Source organism: Pseudoflavonifractor sp. MSJ-30, assembly GCF_018918045.1.
Classification (GTDB): domain Bacteria; phylum Bacillota; class Clostridia; order Oscillospirales; family Oscillospiraceae; genus Faecousia.
In genome coordinates this window covers 1-19,051 of record NZ_JAHLPU010000017.1, presented here as the reverse complement: position 1 = coordinate 19,051, position 19,051 = coordinate 1, and the positions used below count along the sequence as shown (strand labels likewise).

Annotated in this window: 23 protein-coding genes and 1 other RNA gene; 4 read left to right on the top strand and 20 right to left on the bottom strand. The window is 55.9% G+C overall.

The features are described 5' to 3' along the window. Positions 1–60: 60 nt before the first annotated feature. Genes dut through KQI10_RS02175 form a run of 3 tightly spaced genes read right to left on the bottom strand, consistent with a single transcriptional unit; the run spans position 61 to position 2,272 of the window. Positions 61–498 carry a dUTP diphosphatase gene (dut, locus tag KQI10_RS02185; RefSeq protein ID WP_216565767.1) on the bottom strand — a complete coding sequence of 146 codons (438 nt, stop codon included), beginning with the start codon at positions 496–498 and terminating at the stop codon, positions 61–63. Beyond that, complete coding sequence (nrdG, locus tag KQI10_RS02180; protein WP_216565766.1) at positions 486–1,043, bottom strand: anaerobic ribonucleoside-triphosphate reductase activating protein; 558 nt, start codon at positions 1,041–1,043, stop codon at positions 486–488. The genes dut and nrdG overlap by 13 nt, the downstream gene beginning before the upstream one ends. After that, entirely contained in the window at positions 1,040–2,272 is a 1,233-nt protein-coding gene (locus KQI10_RS02175; protein WP_216565765.1) for an AI-2E family transporter, read from the bottom strand. Before KQI10_RS02175 ends, nrdG begins: the two co-directional genes overlap by 4 nt. A gap of 197 nt (positions 2,273–2,469) precedes the next feature. On the opposite strand from KQI10_RS02175, the gene KQI10_RS02170 reads away from it, so the two are divergent. Next, positions 2,470–3,192 carry a zinc metallopeptidase gene (locus tag KQI10_RS02170; RefSeq protein WP_216565764.1) on the top strand — a complete coding sequence of 241 codons (723 nt, stop codon included), beginning with the start codon at positions 2,470–2,472 and terminating at the stop codon, positions 3,190–3,192. Positions 3,193–3,333: 141 nt separating this feature from the next. Then, on the top strand, positions 3,334–4,599 hold the full coding sequence (locus KQI10_RS02165; protein ID WP_216565782.1) for a methionine gamma-lyase family protein: 1,266 nt from the start codon (positions 3,334–3,336) through the stop codon (positions 4,597–4,599). Positions 4,600–4,733: 134 nt separating this feature from the next. On the opposite strand, the gene KQI10_RS02160 is transcribed toward KQI10_RS02165, so the two are convergent. From KQI10_RS02160 to KQI10_RS02080, 17 genes are all read right to left on the bottom strand, one after another. Next, positions 4,734–5,711, bottom strand: coding sequence for a dienelactone hydrolase family protein (locus KQI10_RS02160; protein ID WP_216565763.1), 978 nt, complete (start codon positions 5,709–5,711; stop codon positions 4,734–4,736). A 13-nt stretch (positions 5,712–5,724) separates the two neighbouring features. Beyond that, positions 5,725–6,900, bottom strand: a complete 1,176-nt coding sequence (locus KQI10_RS02155; protein ID WP_216565762.1) for a HAMP domain-containing sensor histidine kinase — start codon at positions 6,898–6,900, stop codon at positions 5,725–5,727. Continuing rightward, positions 6,897–7,571, bottom strand: a complete 675-nt coding sequence (locus KQI10_RS02150) for a response regulator transcription factor (protein ID WP_216565761.1) — start codon at positions 7,569–7,571, stop codon at positions 6,897–6,899. Before KQI10_RS02150 ends, KQI10_RS02155 begins: the two co-directional genes overlap by 4 nt. Positions 7,572–7,749: 178 nt before the next feature. Next, on the bottom strand, positions 7,750–8,130 hold the full coding sequence (locus KQI10_RS02145; RefSeq protein WP_216565760.1) for a hypothetical protein: 381 nt from the start codon (positions 8,128–8,130) through the stop codon (positions 7,750–7,752). A gap of 127 nt (positions 8,131–8,257) precedes the next feature. Beyond that, positions 8,258–8,857, bottom strand: coding sequence for a recombination mediator RecR (recR, locus tag KQI10_RS02140; RefSeq protein WP_216565759.1), 600 nt, complete (start codon positions 8,855–8,857; stop codon positions 8,258–8,260). A 9-nt stretch (positions 8,858–8,866) separates the two neighbouring features. After that, entirely contained in the window at positions 8,867–9,220 is a 354-nt protein-coding gene (locus tag KQI10_RS02135; protein ID WP_216565758.1) for a YbaB/EbfC family nucleoid-associated protein, read from the bottom strand. Between the two features lie 21 nt (positions 9,221–9,241). Next, the gene (gene dnaX / locus KQI10_RS02130; RefSeq protein WP_216565757.1) at positions 9,242–10,852 is read right to left on the bottom strand and encodes a DNA polymerase III subunit gamma/tau; all 1,611 of its coding nucleotides are present in this window, start codon (positions 10,850–10,852) and stop codon (positions 9,242–9,244) included. 47 nt (positions 10,853–10,899) lie between these two features. Next, positions 10,900–11,164: signal recognition particle sRNA large type (gene ffs, locus KQI10_RS02125), an RNA gene on the bottom strand. Between the two features lie 42 nt (positions 11,165–11,206). Next, on the bottom strand, positions 11,207–11,428 hold the full coding sequence (locus KQI10_RS02120) for an acyl carrier protein (RefSeq protein ID WP_216565756.1): 222 nt from the start codon (positions 11,426–11,428) through the stop codon (positions 11,207–11,209). 51 nt (positions 11,429–11,479) lie between these two features. Beyond that, the gene (locus KQI10_RS02115) at positions 11,480–12,733 is read right to left on the bottom strand and encodes an NAD(P)/FAD-dependent oxidoreductase (protein WP_216565755.1); all 1,254 of its coding nucleotides are present in this window, start codon (positions 12,731–12,733) and stop codon (positions 11,480–11,482) included. Next, the gene (locus KQI10_RS02110; RefSeq protein WP_216565754.1) at positions 12,723–13,598 is read right to left on the bottom strand and encodes a MurR/RpiR family transcriptional regulator; all 876 of its coding nucleotides are present in this window, start codon (positions 13,596–13,598) and stop codon (positions 12,723–12,725) included. The genes KQI10_RS02115 and KQI10_RS02110 overlap by 11 nt, the downstream gene beginning before the upstream one ends. Positions 13,599–13,692: 94 nt before the next feature. Then, on the bottom strand, positions 13,693–14,394 hold the full coding sequence (locus tag KQI10_RS02105) for a pseudouridine synthase (protein ID WP_216565753.1): 702 nt from the start codon (positions 14,392–14,394) through the stop codon (positions 13,693–13,695). 18 nt (positions 14,395–14,412) lie between these two features. Continuing rightward, positions 14,413–15,495 (bottom strand): D-alanyl-D-alanine carboxypeptidase family protein, encoded by a 1,083-nt coding sequence (locus KQI10_RS02100; protein ID WP_216565752.1) that lies wholly within the window; start codon positions 15,493–15,495, stop codon positions 14,413–14,415. A gap of 39 nt (positions 15,496–15,534) precedes the next feature. Beyond that, on the bottom strand, positions 15,535–15,912 hold the full coding sequence (gene ytfJ, locus KQI10_RS02095; protein WP_216565751.1) for a GerW family sporulation protein: 378 nt from the start codon (positions 15,910–15,912) through the stop codon (positions 15,535–15,537). Continuing rightward, a complete protein-coding gene (locus KQI10_RS02090) occupies positions 15,909–16,520 on the bottom strand; it encodes a DUF2953 domain-containing protein (protein WP_216565750.1) in 612 nt (203 codons plus the stop codon). Before KQI10_RS02090 ends, ytfJ begins: the two co-directional genes overlap by 4 nt. Beyond that, positions 16,520–17,095 (bottom strand): SMC-Scp complex subunit ScpB, encoded by a 576-nt coding sequence (gene scpB, locus KQI10_RS02085; protein ID WP_216565749.1) that lies wholly within the window; start codon positions 17,093–17,095, stop codon positions 16,520–16,522. Before scpB ends, KQI10_RS02090 begins: the two co-directional genes overlap by 1 nt. Continuing rightward, the gene (locus KQI10_RS02080) at positions 17,095–17,889 is read right to left on the bottom strand and encodes a ScpA family protein (protein WP_216565748.1); all 795 of its coding nucleotides are present in this window, start codon (positions 17,887–17,889) and stop codon (positions 17,095–17,097) included. Before KQI10_RS02080 ends, scpB begins: the two co-directional genes overlap by 1 nt. Positions 17,890–18,097: 208 nt before the next feature. Here KQI10_RS02080 and KQI10_RS02075 point away from each other — a divergent pair, with 208 nt between their 5' ends. Continuing rightward, positions 18,098–18,391, top strand: coding sequence for a hypothetical protein (locus KQI10_RS02075; RefSeq protein ID WP_216565747.1), 294 nt, complete (start codon positions 18,098–18,100; stop codon positions 18,389–18,391). 120 nt (positions 18,392–18,511) lie between these two features. Continuing rightward, the coding region (locus KQI10_RS02070; RefSeq protein ID WP_216565746.1) for an RNA polymerase sigma factor at positions 18,512–19,051 on the top strand (540 nt) is incomplete at its 3' end.

The window sequence follows — 19,051 nt, the reverse complement described above, 5'->3', positions numbered from 1 at the left end:
TCAACTTCCATAACCCATGCGGAGGGACGCCCAAAAAAGGGCGTCCCTCCGCGTTTCCATTTATTTTCCGGTGGAACCGAAGCCGCCTGTGCCCCGGTCGGTTTCGTCCAGAGTGTCGGTCTCAAAATAGACCGGCTGAATGACCGGCGTCACCACCAACTGGGCAATGCGGTCGCCGTTTGCCACGATACGGGTCTCGCTGCCGTGGTTGTGCAGAGCAATCATGAATTCCCCCCGGTAATCACTGTCAATCACCCCAACTTTGTTGGCCGGGGCCAGATCCTGCTTGCAGGCCAGACCACTGCGGGCATATACCAGACCCACATACCCCATCGGCAGTGCCATGGCCAGTCCCGTAGGGATAAATACTGTCTTCCCCGGGGCGATGGCAACACTTTCCTCCAAGCAGGCGTACAAATCCGCCCCTGCCGCCTCCTTGGACCCGAAACTGGGCAGCACCGCGCCGGGGCGGAGCTTTTTGACCCCTACTTTTTCCATTCCTTCAATCCCTTTCCTTTCGCTTGCCAGTCCTCCCACAAAACGATTTTTCCGGAGGCCAGCGTTGCGGGCACATCGATCAGTCTCTGGTTTTCCGACCCCCGGAATCGCAGGGCCAGATTCTTTTTCTCCTCCACAAAGGGCCCGTCCACCAGCACATCCAGACTGCTCAGGAACTCCCGGGTCACTGCCCAGTCCCCAAGGGTGCCGGATGTGATCTTTTCAAAAAGGTAGCCAGAGAAAGCCCAGATGCTTTTGTCCGGGTATGCCTTCTTCACCTGCCGCAGCAGCTCTACAATGGGTCCCTGATTCTGAGGCTCAAAGGGTTCACCGCCAAGCAATGTCAGGCCTTTGATATAGCCGGGCTTCATCATGTCCAGAATGGTCTGAATGGTCTCGCTGGTAAAGGGCTGGCCGTAATCAAAATCCCAGGCCACCTCATTGAAGCAGCCCTTGCAGTGGTGAGTACAGCCGGAGACAAAGAGGCTGACACGCACCCCGGGCCCATTGGCAATATCACAATTCTTTATGGTAGCGTAATTCATTTTGTATCCTTCTCTTCGTTTATTTTCGTACTGTCCACGCCGGAATCCGGGAATTGCGCCCGGTACTCGTCCCATAGCTCCGTGTGGTTCTGTCTGCGCAGACCCCGGCGGACCAAGCGGCGGATGGTATCATAGATGACAGCAAACAGGGGCACGCAAATGATCATGCCCACCAGGCCCCACAGGCCGCCGAACAGAATAATGGCAAACATGACCCAGAAGCCGGAAAGGCCCGTCCGGTTGCCCAGAATCTTGGGGCCGATAACATTGCCGTCCAGCTGCTGTAAAATCACAATCCAGATCAGGAACCACAGCGCTTTGAGGGGACTGTCGATGAGAATCAGGAGCGTTGCGGGCACCGCACCAATAACGGGGCCAAAAAAGGGAATAATATTGGTAACACCCACCAGCACGGAAACCAGCAAAGCGCTGGGAATCCGCAGGATGGTGCAGCCGATATAGCACAGCACACCCACAATGGCGGAATCGATGATTTTTCCATCTATGAAACCACCGAACATCCGGTCTACAAAGTACACCTCTTCCAGAATCAGCTCCGCCCAACGGTCGGAGAACAGGCTGCGCACAATAAGCCGGGCCTGCTGGCCGAAACGTTTGCGGCCATGAAGCACATAGATTGCAACAATCAGGCCGATCAGGATATTATAGACGAATTTCAGCACCTTCCAGACACTGGTGCCCACATTGGTCACCAGATTGGTCACCTGCGGAATCACGTTGACCTGAACCCAGGTCTCGATATCCTGGAAGTATTTTTCATAATTGTTCTGAAAGAACTGGACCACCCGCTCATCCTCACCGAACGTAGCGATTGCCCAGTTCATAAGCTGCTCTGCCTTGGCGGGCAGCGCATTCCACACCGTGACGATGCTCTCCACCAGCTGGGGCACCACCATGGTAATCAGCGCGTACACCACCAGAATGCCCACCAGCAGAGAGAACACCACCGCGAAGGCATTGGCAAACCGCCGTATCTTCTTCGGCAGCCGCAGCTGGAAGAAAGCCTCCAGTGAATTGCACATGGGCCGCAGCAGATAAGCCATGACGCCGCCATAGATAAAGGGTGCAAGGATCGTGCTCAGCTGACTGATCACCTGTCCGATGCCTTGGAGTCGGAACAGGAAGAAGAAGAACAGTAAGCTGAGGCTGATGGAGCCGAAGCCTGCCAGCATGCAGTAGAAATATTTTTCCTTATTGTGGTCCTTCATTTACTTCAACCCATTTCGAAAATTGTTTTTCTATCAGTATAACAGTCCCGGCGGCTTTATAATTGAATAAACTATGAACATTTAAGGATACATCCCCGGCCAATTGTTTACAATTTCTTTAAGGTCCGGGGCAGAAATGGCCTTGCCATTTCTGTTTGCCTGGGGTAAAATGAGAAAAAAACTTAAGGAGTGGTTTTATGCCCTACTATTACGGCTTTGACTGGACCTATATCGTCCTGGTCCTGCCCTGCGTGATCCTGTCTCTGTGGGCCAGTGCCAATGTCAACAGCACCTTCAAGCGTTACTCTCAGCAGTATTCCCGCCGGGGCCTCACCGGAGCCCAGGCCGCCGCGCAGGTGCTTTCCGCCAACGGTGTCTCCGGCGTGCGTATTGAGCGCATCAGCGGCAGTCTGACAGACCATTTTGATCCCCGAACAAATGTTATCCGCCTTTCAGATGATGTCTACGGCAGTACATCCACCGCGGCCATCGGCGTAGCCTGCCACGAAGCGGGCCATGCGGTACAGTACGCTCAGGACTACACCCCCATCCGCATCCGTGCCGCCGTCATCCCCGCAACCAATTTGGGCTCCAAACTGGCCATGCCTTTGATCCTCATCGGCCTGCTGATCTCCTCCTTTGGGGATCTTTCCTATGCGCTTGTTTACCTGGGCATTGCCTGCTTCGGCCTGTCCCTGGTATTCCAGCTGGTTACCCTGCCTGTGGAATTCAACGCCAGCCACCGGGCATTGGTCGCCATTGAACAGACCGGCCTATTGACGGAAGACGAGCAGGCCGGCGCAAAGAAGACCCTTCAGGCCGCCGCACTGACCTACGTCGCTGCCACCGCCACGGCTCTGGCCCAGCTTCTGCGGCTGATCGTCCTCTTCGGAAACCGCGGCAGCCGGAGACGGGACTGATATTTGCGGCATTTTGCCTCCCGGTGTATGCCGGGAGGCATTTCTTTGCGTCTCTATTGACATTTCCCCCATTTCTTCGTATAATGCTCCAAGTGTCTGAAAATAAGGAAAAGAGTGAAATAAGTGGAAGAATTAATCAATATGTACATGGAAATGGGCGTTTCTCCCGGGGTTTATGCCTATGGGGAAAAGGCTCTGGAGCGGCTGAAGGATCGGTTTGCGGCCATTGACGCCGTTGCGGAATACAACCAGGCCAAGGTTCTGAACGCCCTGCGGAAAAACCGTGTCTCCGCCGCCTGTTTTACCACCACCACCGGCTACGGCTATGACGATCTGGGCCGGGACACTTTGGAAAAGGTCTATGCGGACGTGTTTCACACGGGAGCCGCTCTGGTCCGGCCCCAGATCACCTGCGGCACCCATGCCCTGACCGTAGCCCTCAGCGCCAATCTGCTGCCAGGCGACGAGCTGCTCTCCCCCGTCGGCATGCCCTATGATACCCTGCAGGAGGTTATCGGAATTCGGGAAAGCCCCTGTTCCCTGAATGAATACGGTGTTTCCTACCGACAGGTGGATCTGCTGCCCGACGGAACCTTTGACTATGAGAACATCCGCAAGGCCATCAACGAAAAGACCAAGCTCATCACCATCCAGCGCTCCAAGGGCTACGCCACCCGGCCCACGTTCTCCGTGGCCCAGATTGGCGAGCTGATCCGCTTCTGCAAACAGTGCAAGCCGGATGTGACCGTCATGGTGGACAACTGCTACGGCGAATTTGTGGAGATCATGGAGCCATCCGATGTGGGAGCGGACATGATTGTCGGCTCGCTGATCAAGAACCCCGGCGGCGGTCTGGCCCCCATCGGCGGATATATCTGCGGCACCGCCAAGTGCGTCACCCGCTGCGCCTATCGGCTTTCCGCCCCCGGCCTGGGGCAGGAGGTGGGCGCAAACCTGGGGCTTATGAAAGACCTGTTCCAGGGCTTTTTCCTGGCGCCGACTGTGGTTGCCGGTGCGGAGAAGGGTGCTATTTTTGCCGCCAACCTGTATGAGCCTCTGGGCTTCAAGTGCGTCCCCGACGCGTCGGAGGACCGCCACGACATCATTCAAGCCGTGGAGCTGGGCAGTGAGAAAGCCATGATCGCGTTCTGCAAGGGCATTCAGGCGGCTGCCCCCGTGGATTCCTTCGCAACCCCTCTCCCCTGGGATATGCCGGGCTATGACGATCAGGTCATTATGGCAGCGGGTGCTTTTGTTCAGGGTTCTTCTATCGAGCTTTCCGCCGACGGCCCCATCCGGGAGCCTTACGCCGTCTATTTCCAGGGCGGCCTGACCTGGTACCATGCCAAGCTGGGCATTCTCATGAGTCTGCAGGAAATGGTGAACGCGGGACTGGCAGACCTGTAAGCAGGATGCCGCTCCCTTGGCGGTTTTTTCCCGCTTCTGAATGGATTTGACATTCCCCCTATCGACCCGGCCACATATGCAAAAGCCACGTCACTGTATGCCGCAGTGACGTGGTTTCTTATTTGTGAACCATTTTACTTTCCCTGAAGCCATGCGACCAAGCCATAGCTCCCAAGATATGCCTTTTCCGGAACGGAAAAGTGGTCCGCTCCCTCAATTTCTATAAGAGTGGCATCTCCTCCCGCCTCCGTCAGGGCGTTTACAAATGCAATGGAGGCTTCCGGGTCTACGATGGTGTCGTCTTCCCCTACAAAGGCATATACCGGCGTATTCAAAAGCGCCTGTACATTTTCCCCGGTGTTTCGGATGCTGCCAGACAGAGGCGCTACCCTGGCAAAATAACCGGGGTGCGCCGCGGCGATACTCCAGACGCCGGTTCCGCCCATGCTGTGGCCGGTAAGGGAAATATTCGAAAGATTGATGCCATAGTCCCGCACCACGGTCCGTATCATCTCCATCAGCGTATCGTCCATATCGGACCAGCCTTTGAGATTCTGGGGCAGCTGAGGGATCAAAACATAGGAAGAAAGAAGCCCCAGTGCACCGGATTGCAGGTATTGTGGGAAGCCACCGGCGTCCGTGATCAGATTCAGATCTGTCCCCTTTCCGCTGCCTCCGTGGAGATAGACGATCAGTCCGGGTGCGGCGCTGTATTCTTCCGGGATGTAAAGCCAACAGTTTACGCTTGTTCCGCCGGAAAGCTCCAGCGTCGTCTGCTGCATACCGGTTGCTTGCTGTTCCGCGACGCTCCGCCCTGTTTTCACAGATTCAGAGACGTTTTCTTTCTGCTGAGTCCGCGGTTCTTCCTGTCGCTCCCTTACCGGAACCGTAGTCGGTATGGTTGTCTCCGGCTGTATTGGTTCCGGAATCGGTTTTGTTTCCGCCGGATGCGCTTCCTCCGCAGGTGCAGTAGGCATTGTTGGCGGCGCTTCCGTTGGAACCGTATGCTCCAGCCAATCTACCGCGACGCCGGAGGAATCCAGCCGTTCCTGCCCGGAACACCCGGACAAAATCAGCAGCAGCATAAAAAGGAAAATTTGAAGCTTTCGCATAAAAGTACTCCTTCTATAAGGTTACACAAATGGCAATTTCCCGCTCCGCAGGTGCGGTAACAGTCAGCCTGCCCCGATGCCGCTGAACAATAGCTTTGGCAATTGCCAATCCCAAACCGGAACCGGATGTGCCGCCGGAGGTGCTGCCCCGGTAAAAGCGTTCCGTGAAATGGGGCAGCTCTTCTCTTCGAATATTATCGGCGGTATTCTGAACGGTTATGGCTGTCGTTCTGCGCATCTTCTCCAGGATGAGTGAAACGCTCCCTCCCGCCGGGCAATAGCGAAAAGCATTGTCCAAAAGAATCGTAAGCATTTCCCGCAGAGCCTTTTCATCGCCGCAGCAGGAAACACTTTTCTCTATGTGTACCCGAAAATCAATACTTTGACTGGCGGCTATGGTCTGAAAAGACGCTGCTACATCCTCGGCCAAGTCAGAAAGCGGAAAATCAATAAAGCTGTTCTGCTGGATTCCTTCATCACACCGGGAAAGCGTTACAAGGGCCTGGGTCATTTCCGTCAGGCGGCCGGCCTGCTTTTCGATATCGCAGAGCCACTCATTATCCGATATCTCCATTTGCAGCAGCTGGGTATCTCCCAGAATCACCGCAACAGGCGTTTTCAGGGCATGGCTGGCGGAAGTGATGAATCTTTTCTGCTGCTCGCTGGCCTTAACCAACGGCATAACAATCCGTCCAGAAAGCAAAGTCAGAATGACCACTGTCAGAACAAATCCCAGCAGAGATACAGCAATCAACAGCTTGGCTGTATACCGAAACGCTTCCAAGGGCAGCTTACGGGAAAGAAACAGAATTGACATACCGTCTGCCTCTCTTGCCGCGCTGAAACGCCAGCCATCCAGAAAGCCCCGCTGCTTTTCCGATTTCAAAGCCTGACGGCCCAGCTGGATGGCCATCACCTCCCGCATAGAAGCGGTGTGGGAGAGCTCAGCCGTATGCTTTGTCGGAGAAAGAAATACTGTAAAATAGCGGGAATCTCCAATCTCCGGGGAATCCGGGTCTGTGCGGATCACCTCCAGCAGGTGGTCCGCTTTTTTTGTAATCTGGCCGTAGCTTCGCAGCAGGACAATTCCCATAATGGAACCCAAAAGGACCATTGCCGCCAATGCCGCCAGCAAAACGAAGCGAATTTGTAAGCCGCGCTTCAAATTGTGTTTTTCTTCACGTCTCATAACTTTTTCTCCAGCAAATAGCCCGCGTTGCGGCGGGTCGTGATCTGAAGGTCAGAGCCGATGGCTCCAAGTTTGCGCCGCAGATAGGAGATGTAAGTCCAGACCGTATTTTCCTCCGCTTTGCTCTCCGGGTCCCAGATGTTTTCCAGAAAGCGCCCGGGCGGCAGCAGAATACCCGGATTCCGCATCAGAAGCAGCATTGTCTGGTACTCCTTATTGGCAAGGCGGTAGCTGCCTCTGGGGGCGGATAGCGTGAACGTGCCGGTATCCAACCGGGTGTTTCCAAGCTCCAGAATATTGGATTGCTGAACGTTCGGTTTCCTGGTCAATACCCGCAGCCGTGCCAGCAGCTCCCGCAGATCAAAGGGTTTTGTCAGATAATCATTCGCCCCCAGGTCCAGCCCGGCCACCTTATCGTCAATCTCCGATTTTGCAGTCAGCATTAAAACGGGAACCGTGTTTTTCTCCCGGCGAATAACCGTGAGCACTTCCAATCCATCCATCTTCGGCATCATAATGTCCAGAATGACCCCGTCATAGCTGCCGATGCGAAGGTATTCCAGTGCTTCCTCGCCATCGCCCACAGCGTCCACACTGTAGCTGTTTTTCTCCAGAAGGGCGGTAAGCACCCTCCGCAGAGACGGGTCATCCTCCGCAATCAGAATTTTCATGGCAAAGCCTCACTTTCCAGACACACTTTCCTATCGCAGCTTCAGTTTATCATCCAAACCTTAATGGAACCTCAAAGGAACTGTTCTTCTCACAGTATAGCACAATACTCTGCCGCTTTCCACTCTTAAAAGGCGCGGACTTTTTGCGCCCGCGCCCTTCAACCCGTTCCCCGTCCAGTCAACGTTTTACGCCGTTCACAAGACCATTCTTCATTCCGGATGTCAGGCCATTCACGAGGCCCTCCTTCATTCCGTTCACAAGGCCGTCACGAAGACCGTTTGCCAAACCGTTGATCTGCCCGTTTTTCAGGCCCAGGACGTATCCGTTGACACATCCGTTGGCAAGACCATTCGTCTGTCCATTTTTCAGCCCTTCCGCAAGCCCATTTACATATCCGTTTGCAAAGCCGTTCGTCTTCCCGTTTTTCAAGCCCTGCGTATACCCGTTTACCAGCCCATTTTTCAGACCATTGGGCGTTTCCGCACCGGCCGTCAAGGCAGTGCAGGCAAAAATGGATGCTGCGGCAAGAACAGACGCCAGAATTCTTTTGGTTTTCATAATGAAATACCCCTTTCAATACTTTGTTGGAACCTTTTTCCGATTCCATGCCGTCAGTATACCGCCAGTGCCTTAACGGAACCTCAAAAACAGAAAACACTCCGGGAGTTTTCCCGGAGTGCGGTATTTACATCTCCTGCCGGCCTTCCAGAGCCCGGGACAGGGTGACTTCATCGGCGTATTCCAGCTGGCTGCCCACAGGGACGCCGTAGGCAAGGCGGGTGACCTTAATGCCCATGGGGCGCAGGAGCCGGGAAATGTACATGGCCGTGGCCTCACCCTCGGTATCGGGGTTGGTAGCCATAATGACCTCCTGCACGTCTCCCTCGCCGATGCGCAGCATCAGCTCCCGGATCTTGATATCATCCTGAGTCACCCGGTTCAGGGGGGAAATCACGCCGTGAAGCACATGGTACACCCCCCGGTATTCCCGGGAGCGCTCCATGGCGATCACATCCTTGGGCTCCGCCACCACGCAGATGGTGGACCTGTCCCGGCTGTCGTCGGAACAGATGGGACACAGAGGCTGATCCGTCAGGTTCTGGCAGCAGGGGCAAGTATGCACTGTGCGCTTGGCCTCCAGAATGGCATCGGCAAAGGCCTGTGCCTCCTCCTGGGGCATTTCCAGCACATGGAAGGCAAGCCGCTGGGCAGTCTTACCGCCGATGCCGGGAAGTCGGGCGAACTGGTCGGAGAGGTTTTGCAGGGACGCTGGGAAAAACTGCATGGCCCCTCCTTAGAACAGGCCGCCCAGGTTCAGACCGCCGGTGAGCTTGGACATATTGGCGGAAGCCTCGCTGTCAGCCGTGCGCATAGCCTGGTTCACAGCCGCAATGACCATATCTTGCAGCATTTCCACATCCTCGGGATCCACGGCCTCGGGGTTCACCTTCAGCTCCACCAGTTCATGCTTGCCGTTGACAGTCGCGGAGACCATTCCGCCGCCGGACTGAGCGGAGAAGGTCTTGTTCTCCTGCTCCTCCTGCATGCGCAGCATCTCCTGCTGCATCTTCTGGGCCTGCTTGAGCATGGCGGCCTGATTCATGCCGCCCATTCCGCCGGGCATACCCCGGAATCCACCTTTTGCCATAATAACGATCTCCTTTGAATCTTATCTGATTTTTACAATATCCTGATGGGCTCTGCCGAAATTCATCAGCTGCTCCATTCTGCCGGTGTTGCCGGACTGGGACACATCTACCACCTTGACCTGTACAGACCTGCCCAACCTGGCCGCCGCCTTTCTGGCGATAACCTCTTGAATAGGCTTGGTGCCTACAGTCTCTGCCGGGAAGCTCCCCTGACAGCGAATTTCCAGAATATCCCCCCGCAGAACGCCCCGCACAGGCGCCGTAGGCGTAGCTACAAAGAAACCAGAGGCCGGTGGACTCAATTCCTGCCGAATCTCCCCCACCAGCTCCAGCCAGAAGCTGTCGTTGGGTGCGGGCGTTGGCACATCCGCGCCGGGATCCGGCGGCGCGTCGCTGTCATCCGGGATTGGAGGAAGCTCCTCCTCCGGCTCCCGCGTATCGGATGCCTTTGGCTGGGCCTTGGGTGCCGCCACAAAAGCACCGCTCTTCAGCTGATCCTCCAGCCGGGTCAGTCTTGCGTTGAGCGCCGAAGCATCCAGACTCAGCTCCGGACGACACAGCTCTACGATGCACAACTCGGCATCCATCCGCCGCCCGGCACTGCGGTTGAAGCCCGAAACCGTCTGCTGCACCAGTTCCATCATACGAACAATCTCGCCGGTGGACAGCCGCTTGGTCAGCTCCATGACCTCGGAATCCGGAGCCACGCCGGACAGCATAGTCAGCCCAGCTTTTGGGGCGGTTTTCATGACCAGCAGATCCCGCAGCAGACTTTCCAGCTCATCCAGCAGCGCGCCGATATCCTTGCCCTGGCTGTAGAGTTGGCTGAACAGGGCAAGCGCCCTTGCCGTATCGTGATCGGCGCAGAAGCCCAGCAGCGTGCCGCACTTCTGTTCTCCGGCGATTCCCAGGCACTCATAGACCTTTTCGGAAGTGACTTCTCCGGTGGTGGCGCTGGCGCACTGATCCAGCAGGCTCAGGCCGTCACGCATGGCGCCGTCAGCCAGGCGGGCCAGCACTCTGGCGGCACCGTCGTCCAGGTCGATATTCTCCTGGTAGGCCACATATTGCAGCCGCGCCGCAATATCCTCCTGGCTGATGCGGCGAAAGGAAAACCGCTGACAGCGGGAGAGAATGGTGGCCGGGACCTTATGCAGCTCCGTGGTTGCCAGAATAAAGAGCAGATGCTCCGGGGGCTCCTCGATGATTTTCAGCAACGCATTAAAAGCGGACAGAGACAGCATATGCACCTCGTCCACGATATACACCCGCTTGCGGACCTGAGAGGGGGTATACACCGCGTCATCCCGCAAATCCCGCACATTGTCCACGCCATTGTTGGAGGCGGCGTCAATTTCCAGCACATCCATGCAGGTGCCCGCGTCAATGGCCCGGCAGGCCTCACACTGGTTGCATGGGTTGCCGTTGTCCGGGTGAAGGCAGTTCACTGCCTTTGCCAGGATCTTGGCGCAGCTGGTCTTGCCCGTGCCCCGGGAGCCGGTGAACAGGTAGGCATGGCTCAGTTTTCCCGTGACGATCTGGGTCTTCAGAGTCTGGGTCACGGCCAGCTGCCCGGACACATCATCAAAGGTCTGGGGGCGATATTTTCGATACAGTGCCTGATAGGCCATCTTCCCCGCTCCTTTCCGCGCAGAAATAGAATCGGCTCATAACAAGATCGCACACCTATATTTGAATGAACAGACGCTCCTTGAGGCCGTGCAGCCAGCTCAAAAACGGCAACCTCGCGGCACACGAAACATTCCGCTTAATGCTGCTTGGTTCCCCACCTGACATGGTTCACGGGGTCTCGTTGCGCAAGACCGCTCTCTCAACACCGCGGTAACGGCCCAAGAGAAAATCTATTCACCCGGGTATAGGCATTCATCCCTGCTGTAGCGGATTGCAGGTACAGGGCACCGCTAACTCCCCGACTAGTGCGACCTTGTTATAAGCCGATTCAGCTTTTAACAAAGTAGAAATATTTAATTCAGCTTGGACTCAATGAAATCGGCCAGTTCCTGGAAGGTGGTGATCTTCTGATCCTCCATATCCAGCTCCACGCCCAGCTCGCTCTCCAGATCCATGATCATCTCCACGATGTCCAGAGAATCAATACCCAGGCTCTCAAAAGTGCTCTCGGGCTTGATATCGGCGGGATCCAGTTCCAGCTGTCTGGCTGCATAGTTAACAAGCTTCTCGTACATGAGAATATACTCCCTTCGTTGTCAGTCTCTTTGAAAGGTACCGTGTGTATTCTAGTACAACGAGGCGCATTTGTCAATGCTTGTTTTTTCAGCGGCTGCTTTTCCCGCCGCGAAGGCTGTAGCCCAGGCAATCTGCAGATTAAAGCCGCCCGTATAGGCGTCGCAGTCCAGTATCTCCCCGGCAAAGAACAATCCCTCCGCCTTTTTGGAGGCCATGGTCTTGGGATCCACCTCGGAAACCTTCACACCGCCGGAGGTGATAATGGCCTCCTCCACCGGCCGTTTGCCGGTGATCTCAATGGGAAAAGCCTTCAAAAGCTGCACCAGCCCATGGCGAGCCTGCTTCGTCAGGCTGTTGGCCTGCAGGTCATGGGAAATGTTCAGCCGGTCCAGCACCACAGGAATCATGGAGCGGGGCAGCAGATCCATCAGAGCGTTTTCCATAGAGCGGTTCTGGTACATATCCAGATCCCGCAGAATCCGGGCGTCCAGCTTTCCCTCATCCAAGGCAGGCTTCAAGTCCAGCACCAAGCGGCAGGCCTCTCCCTTCAGATGGCAGCTGGCGCTGAGCACCGTAGGGCCGGAGACACCGAAATGGGTAAAAAGCAGTTCCCCGAAGTCCTTGTAGAGCAGCTTTCCCTTGGCGCTGATGAGCTTGACCCCCACGTTGCGCAGAGACAGGCCCTGCATCCTCTGGCAGTCTTCCCCCGCAGTCTCCAGGGGCACCAGGCTGCCCTGGGGCAGTACGATCGTATGCCCCACAGACTGGGCCAGAGCATAACCGTCTCCCGTGGAGCCGGTGGCTGGATAGGAAGCGCCGCCGGCAGCCAGAATCACTCCGCGGGCGTAATAAGTCTCTCCATCTGCCCTGGCACCGTATATTTTTCCTTCCCGGGTCAGCAGCTCCGTGACCCGGCCCGTCCGGACCGTGACGGACGCATTCTTCAGTTCCCTTTTCAGGCAGTCCAGAATGGACCCGGCCTTATCGGACACCGGGAATACCCGGTTACCCCGCTCCGTTTTCAGCGGACAGCCGCAGCCTTCAAAAAAAGCCTTGGTTTTTTCCGGCGGAAATGCCGTCATTGCGCTGTAAAGAAAGCGGCCGTTCCGGGGGGTATTCTGCAAGACCTCTTCGGCAGTGCAGTCGTTGGTTACATTACAGCGGCCTTTTCCGGTAATCAGGAGCTTCTTTCCCAGCCGATCATTCCGCTCCAAAAGCACCACATCCGCCCCATCCCGGGCCGCCGTGATGGCCGCGAACATCCCGGCGGGGCCTCCGCCGATGACAAGGATATCACTGGTCATCGGGCGCTACCTGCTTTTCATAGACATCGTATTCGTCCCAGATCCGCTCCAGAGTCTCGAAGGTATGGGCGACTTCTTTTTCCTTCTTTGCGGCAATGGCAACGATCAATGCGTTGATCATGCTCAGAGGGGCTACCAGGCTGTCCACCAGAGACACCATATCGCTCTTGGCGACCAGAACATGGTCGCAGCACTGGCCCAGGGGGGACAGCTTGCTGTCCGTAATGCCGATGACCGTGGCACCTGCGGAGCAGCAGAACCGGGCGCCTTTGGTGGTGGAGACGGAATAGCGGGGGAAGCTGAAAGCGATGACCACATCCTCCGGCCCCACATTCACGATTTTCTCAAACATCTCCCCCTGGCTGACGCCGGTGATCACATGGACATTGTTGAACATGTAGTTGAGGTAATAGCCCAGAAAACCGGCCAGCGGTGCCACAGACCGAACACCCAGAATGAAGACCCGCTTGGCCTTCAGAATGGCATTCACCGCGTTCTGAAATTCCTCCCGGCTGACATTCTCCTCCGTCTGGCGCAGTTTTTCGATATCCGCGTGGAAGACTGTGGAGATCACGTCCTGATTCTTCATCCGGTCGTTGGCGACCTCGATGCGCTGTACGGAGGTCAGCCGGTTCAGGACCATCTCCTGCATGGCCTTCTGCATACTGGGATAGCCGTCAAAGCCCAGATCCACAGCGAACCGAACCACCGTGGATTCGGACACGCCAACGCTATGGGCCAGCTTGTTGGCGGTCATAAAGGCCGCCTTATCGTAGGATTCCAGGATATACTGGGCAATGCGCTTCTGCCCCTTGGAGAACCCGGACATATCGTCTTTTAACGCTGAAAGAATATCACTGCTCAAGGTGATACCTCCATTTTGCACTCTATTCGGTTATGTAACCGTACGCTGTAATTCTAGCAGAGTAAAAAGCATTTTGCAAGCATGGAAAGCCTAACTATTTTTTAAGATTCTCAATTTCCGCTTCCGTAAGGCTGCGCCATTTCCCCAGGGGTAAGTCTCCCAGACGCAAATCTCCCTCCCGGGTCCTTTTCAGTCGCAGAACGGTAAGACCTGCCGCCTGGCACATCCGGCGGACCTGGCGGTTGCGGCCTTCGTGGATCACCACCTGAACCCATGCCTTGTCTCCAGCTCTTCTCAGCAGACGAACCTCCGGCGGAGCGATCCGATAGCCGTCCAGAACAATGGGTCGGCGCAAAAGCGTCAACTTCTCCGCCGCATAGCCGCTGACCTGAACTTCGTAAGTCTTTTCCACCTGATGGCTTGGGTGCATCAGCCGGTTGGCAAAAGCGCCGTCGTTGGTAAAAAGCAGCAGGCCCTCGGAATCCATATCCAGCCGCCCTACGGGATAGACCCGCGCGCCGCAATCCGCTACCAGCTGTGCGGCATCCGGGCGGCCCTTCTCATCATGCAGGGTTGTCACATAGCCTCTGGGCTTGTGGAGCACAAGATAGACCAGTCTTTCCTGCCGGGGCAGTGGGTTCCCGTCAACACAGATTTCATCCGTATCCGCATCCGCCGTGTCACCCAAAGCCGCCGTCTTACCGTTGACCGTTACCCGGCCCGCCTTGATCCATTCTTCCGCCGCCCGCCGGGAGGCAAGGCCCCGGGCGGACAATATTTTCTGCAAACGCTCCATAGGGGCGCTCCTTTCCAATCATCTTTCCAGCAACCGCTGCCAGAACGGTTGCTTTTCCGATACAATCTGTTCTACGGTCTCTCCGTAGACAGTGGGAACTCTACCGATAATTTTTCCGGAGAGCAGCACATAGGCCATCCCCGCGTCCGCCCCCTCTGTCACCGGGGCATAGGCAAAGTCCTGACCTCCCAAAACGATCTGGGGCCGCTCGCCCTGAGCCAGCGCGTAGGAAAAATCCTCAGCGGCCAGGATCCGCGCCTTTCCTTCTCCGCCAGCCACAACGCGCGCACCCAGCTGTTCCCCCGCCGCAAGAAGCTGCTCAACCTGATAATTCTGAAAGCCTGCCTCCAGAAGGCTCTGATGGTCCCGCCAGTCATCCGGGGCATCCATGGTTGCCGCCACAAGCCGCCTTCCCTGCCGCTGGGAACTGGAAACCAGAATTCGCCCGGCAGACCGGGTAAAGCCTGTCTTGATGCCCTCCGCCCCGGGCACCAGCCACAGGAGCTTATTGTGGTTGCGCAGATACCGTCCCGCTGCCTGGACCGTTTTCGTAGATACGGTCTTTGCGAAAATGGGGTTCTCCATAGCGTAGGCTCCCAGAACCGCCAGATCCGCGGCGCTGGAATAGTGCTCCGGCGCGTCCAAGCCATTGGGGTTGGCAAAATGGGTATCCCGCAGCCCCAATACCCTCGCCTTATCGTTCATCATGCCAACAAAGCCCTCCACCGTGCCGGCGCAGTAAATGGCCAGCGCCACCGCGGCGTCATTGCCGGAGGAAAGCATAAGTCCGTATAAAAGGTCCTGAACAGTCAGCACCTCACCCTCCTTCAGGTACATAGAAGAGCCTTCGATGCCGACCGCTTCCTTGGGAATGCGCATCCGGTCTAAAACATTGCACTGCTCGCAGATCAACAGCGCCGTCATGATTTTGGTGGTACTGGCCATGGGGGCCTGCTGAGATGCAGCCCGGGAAAACAGCTGCCGCCCGGTCACAGGCTCCAAAACCACCGCCCGTCTGGCGGAAACCGCCTGCGCTTTCACAGGCAACAGCAAAACGGCAGCCAGGAGCACAGCTGCCGTTTTGGCAAAAAGGACGTTCATATTCTCACCCCGGGGGTAGATTGCCCGAAATGGAACAAATTAATCCTTTTTCTTTTCAAAAAGGGCGGAGATTCGGTCCAAAGTCTCCGGGACCATTTCCACAATCCGGTCTGCCGTGGTGTTGGCAGGCTCCGCAACGGTCAGAATGCGCACATTGCCGTCCTTGACCACAAGAAAGCACACAGGCACCACTTTGACACCGGCACCCACACCGCCGCCGAAGGGATCCTTTGCAGGCGCCCTGGAGGACACGAAGTCCGAGCCGCCGCCACCGAGACCAATGCTGATTCTGGACACAGGGATAATCGTCACGCCGTCCGCTGTTTCAATGGGCTGGCCCACCACAGTATTGGAATCCACCATTTCCCGGATCTTCGCAATGGTGCTCTCCAGCATATTGGGAAGTTTTTCACTCATTTTGTTTGCACCGCCTTATTATTCAAGGATGAAAATTGTTTGATTATTCGAATCCCATAGACCACAGCCAGAGAAAGCAGTCTCCCAAAAGTTATGGTCAAATCCATGGCAAAAGTGATTTTCGTATTTTCGGAAAGAAAATCGCACCGGACTTCCATATCCCGTTTTTTGATTACAAAGGCCCGCTCCAGCTGGGGCGTCAGATTGCCCAAAGCCGCCCAGGCTCTGCCGTAATTCACGGCAAGATCCGCCGGGTCGTCGCCCCCAAGCGTCAGGTGAAGGACCAGATGGTTCACCCGCAGCTTCCGCCGGAAATCTCCCAGAAAATCCAGCCCGGTTTGCAGGAGCGGCAGGAAGCGCTTCCAGTCTCCCCCGGTTTCCGCAGGAGCTTCCGGCCGTGCCTTTGGCTGGGGTGTCTTTGGCTTTTTTTCTTCCTTCGGAGACTTGTGGAGCAATCTGTCCAGCCAGCCGGGCACCGGATAAAGGGTGATCCGGATATGCCCCAGCAGAAGCTGTACCCGCAGCCCGCTCTCGTCATACCGGACGCTGCCTCCAAGGGGCAGGCAGGCCAGAAGGACCAGAATAACCAGCGCAATGAGCCAGCCCATCAGGTGGCCTCCTGCTTCGGTGCTTCCTGCTGTTCCTCCGGAATCTCGATGGGTTCCCCGAAGGCGATCTTATCTATGGGCGGCAGCTCCTCCAGGGACTGCAATCCAAAGGTACGCAGGAAGTCCGGCGTGGTCTTATACTGAATGGGACGGCCGGGGACGTTCAGTCTCCCCGCCTCTTCAATGAGTTTTTTGTTCAGCAGCGCGGCCACGGAATAGGAGCTGTCCGCGCCGCGGATCTGCTCCACCATAGCTTTGGTGGCCGGTTGATAATAGGCAATAATGGTCAGCGTCTCCAACTGCGATGAGGAAAGCTTCGGGGGCTTTCGGGTCTCCAGCGTCTTCGTGATATAGTCCGCCATCTCGCCGGAGGACACCATCTGGTAGCCCTGCTCCAGCTTCAGAATGCGAATACCCCGACGATCAAAGGCCAGCTGATTCGCCAGAGCGTCCGCAGCCTTGGCAATATCTCCGGGATCAACCGCAAGGGTCTGGGCCAGCCGGGAAATCTCTACCCGCTCTCCCGCCGCAAAGAGGATGGCTTCAATAACACGCTGCAGCTCTTCCTGCTCCATCAGCTTGTCTCTCCTTCCGCGTAATTCCCGTCCAACAGCCGGACATTGGGATTTTCTCCGTTTACATCGTCTTCCAACGTTATGGCGTTGGTCTTGCACAACTCCAGAATGGCCAGAAATGTCGCCACGACCTCAGACCGGGTCTTATTTCCCCGGAAGAGGCTCTTCAGCCGCTCTACGCCCCGCAGGATCAGCTGGCGCAGCACCTCGCCGGATTTCTTCGCCACGGGATACGGCTCCTTGCCGACGATACCCTTGAAATTCTGGGTAGGCGGCGGCAGCTGGCGCTGGCTGCGCTCGGAAATCATCTCCAGAGCCCGCAGCAAATCCTTTACCTCATGCTGATAGCGGTAGCCGCCAACTTTTTTCAGGGGCTCCGGCTCCTTGGTAAACAGGCACCGGCCAATCTCGTTCCGTGGCTCCAGCTCCGTCACGGCCAGACGGATCTGCTCCATGGCCTCCCGCCTGCGGCGCTCGATAAGCCCCTGACGCAGAATATCCAACTCGTCCTCTGCCTCCTGCTGCTCGGCGGCAGAGAGGAGCATCTTGGTCTTGATCAGCATCAGGTGGGACGCCATGGTGATGAACTCACTGGCAATCTCCATATCCAGCCGCTTCATCTCGTCCAGATAGGCCAAATACTGCTCCAGGATAGCCGTAATGGACACATCCTGAATTTCAATTTTATTCTTGCTCAGCAGCAGAAAAATAACATCCAGAGGGCCCTCAAAATCCTCCCGCGCCTCCGCGCGGGTATGGACGATGCCCTCCAGCCGATACTGGGGTTCCGACATAGCCTCGATCCTTTTCCTCAAACAGTCCGGGAACCGCTTCTCTCCCGCTGTTTCAAACAAATTGACATACTTTTGGGGTATTATACCATTTCTTTGCCATCTGTGCAAGGCACAAATAAAAAAATATACAAGTTGTATCAAAATGATTGCAATTTACGACAGAGTGTGATAAGATACTTCTAGAAAATGTCCGCTGGAGGGATCAATCGTGGCAAAGAGAAATCGCTATCGCGCGCTGGAAAAACTGATGACAGAGATTTTGTTGGGAGACGCTCTTGTCTTTATTCTTTTTTTGATTTTTTCCTCCAAGGGGTTGAATGTGCTTCGCGTCATTACGGCAACGCTGTCCATTCTGGCGTCGGTTTTGTCCGTGGGCTGGCTGTTCATCACCGGCGAGCTGCTGCGCAGAAGGAGCTTCTGGATGGTAACGGGTTTTTCCAGCATCTTCCTGTGCCTGATTATCTCCCTGATTCTGAAGTACCCCTGCCCGCCTGTGGCCTGAAATCGAATCTTACCCGGCTCTTTTGAGCCGGGTTTTTTATGTTCCAATGAACCTTTTTGCTTCGTCTTTCGTCTATATAGCTGAAACCGGTTTTATTCCAGAACACAAGGAGGTGAACATATGGCGCTGTTTGAAACGCTGCTGGCACGGGAGTATGCCTGTGTGGAGCGGTTTGTCCGCTTCCGCATCGACAACCAGACCGACGCGGACGATATTTTGCAGGAAACATATCTGACCGCCTATCAGAAATTTCCGCAGTTGAAAAACACGGACGCCTTCAAGGCGTGGCTCCTCAGCATTGCCCGGAACAAATGCACAGACTATTTCCGCAAAAACGCCCTGCGGCGGGAAGTCTCCCTGGACGCATTGGGTGAGTTGGCCGACAGCCGCTTCGGCACTTTCGCCGCGGAATCCGTTCAGGAAACCTTTGGACTCCTCAATGAAAAGGACAAGCAGATTCTTTCCCTTTTCTTCTGGGATGAGCTGTCCCAAGCCGAAATCGCGGAAAAGCTGGCCATCCCCATTGGGACCGTAAAAAGCAGGCTTTTTACGGCAAAGCGAAATTTCAAAAACCAATACCCATATGTTTTCACGGAAGTGAAAGGAGATACAACTATGAAAAAACTGCCCGACTATTTGCCCCCGTATACCATTGTATCC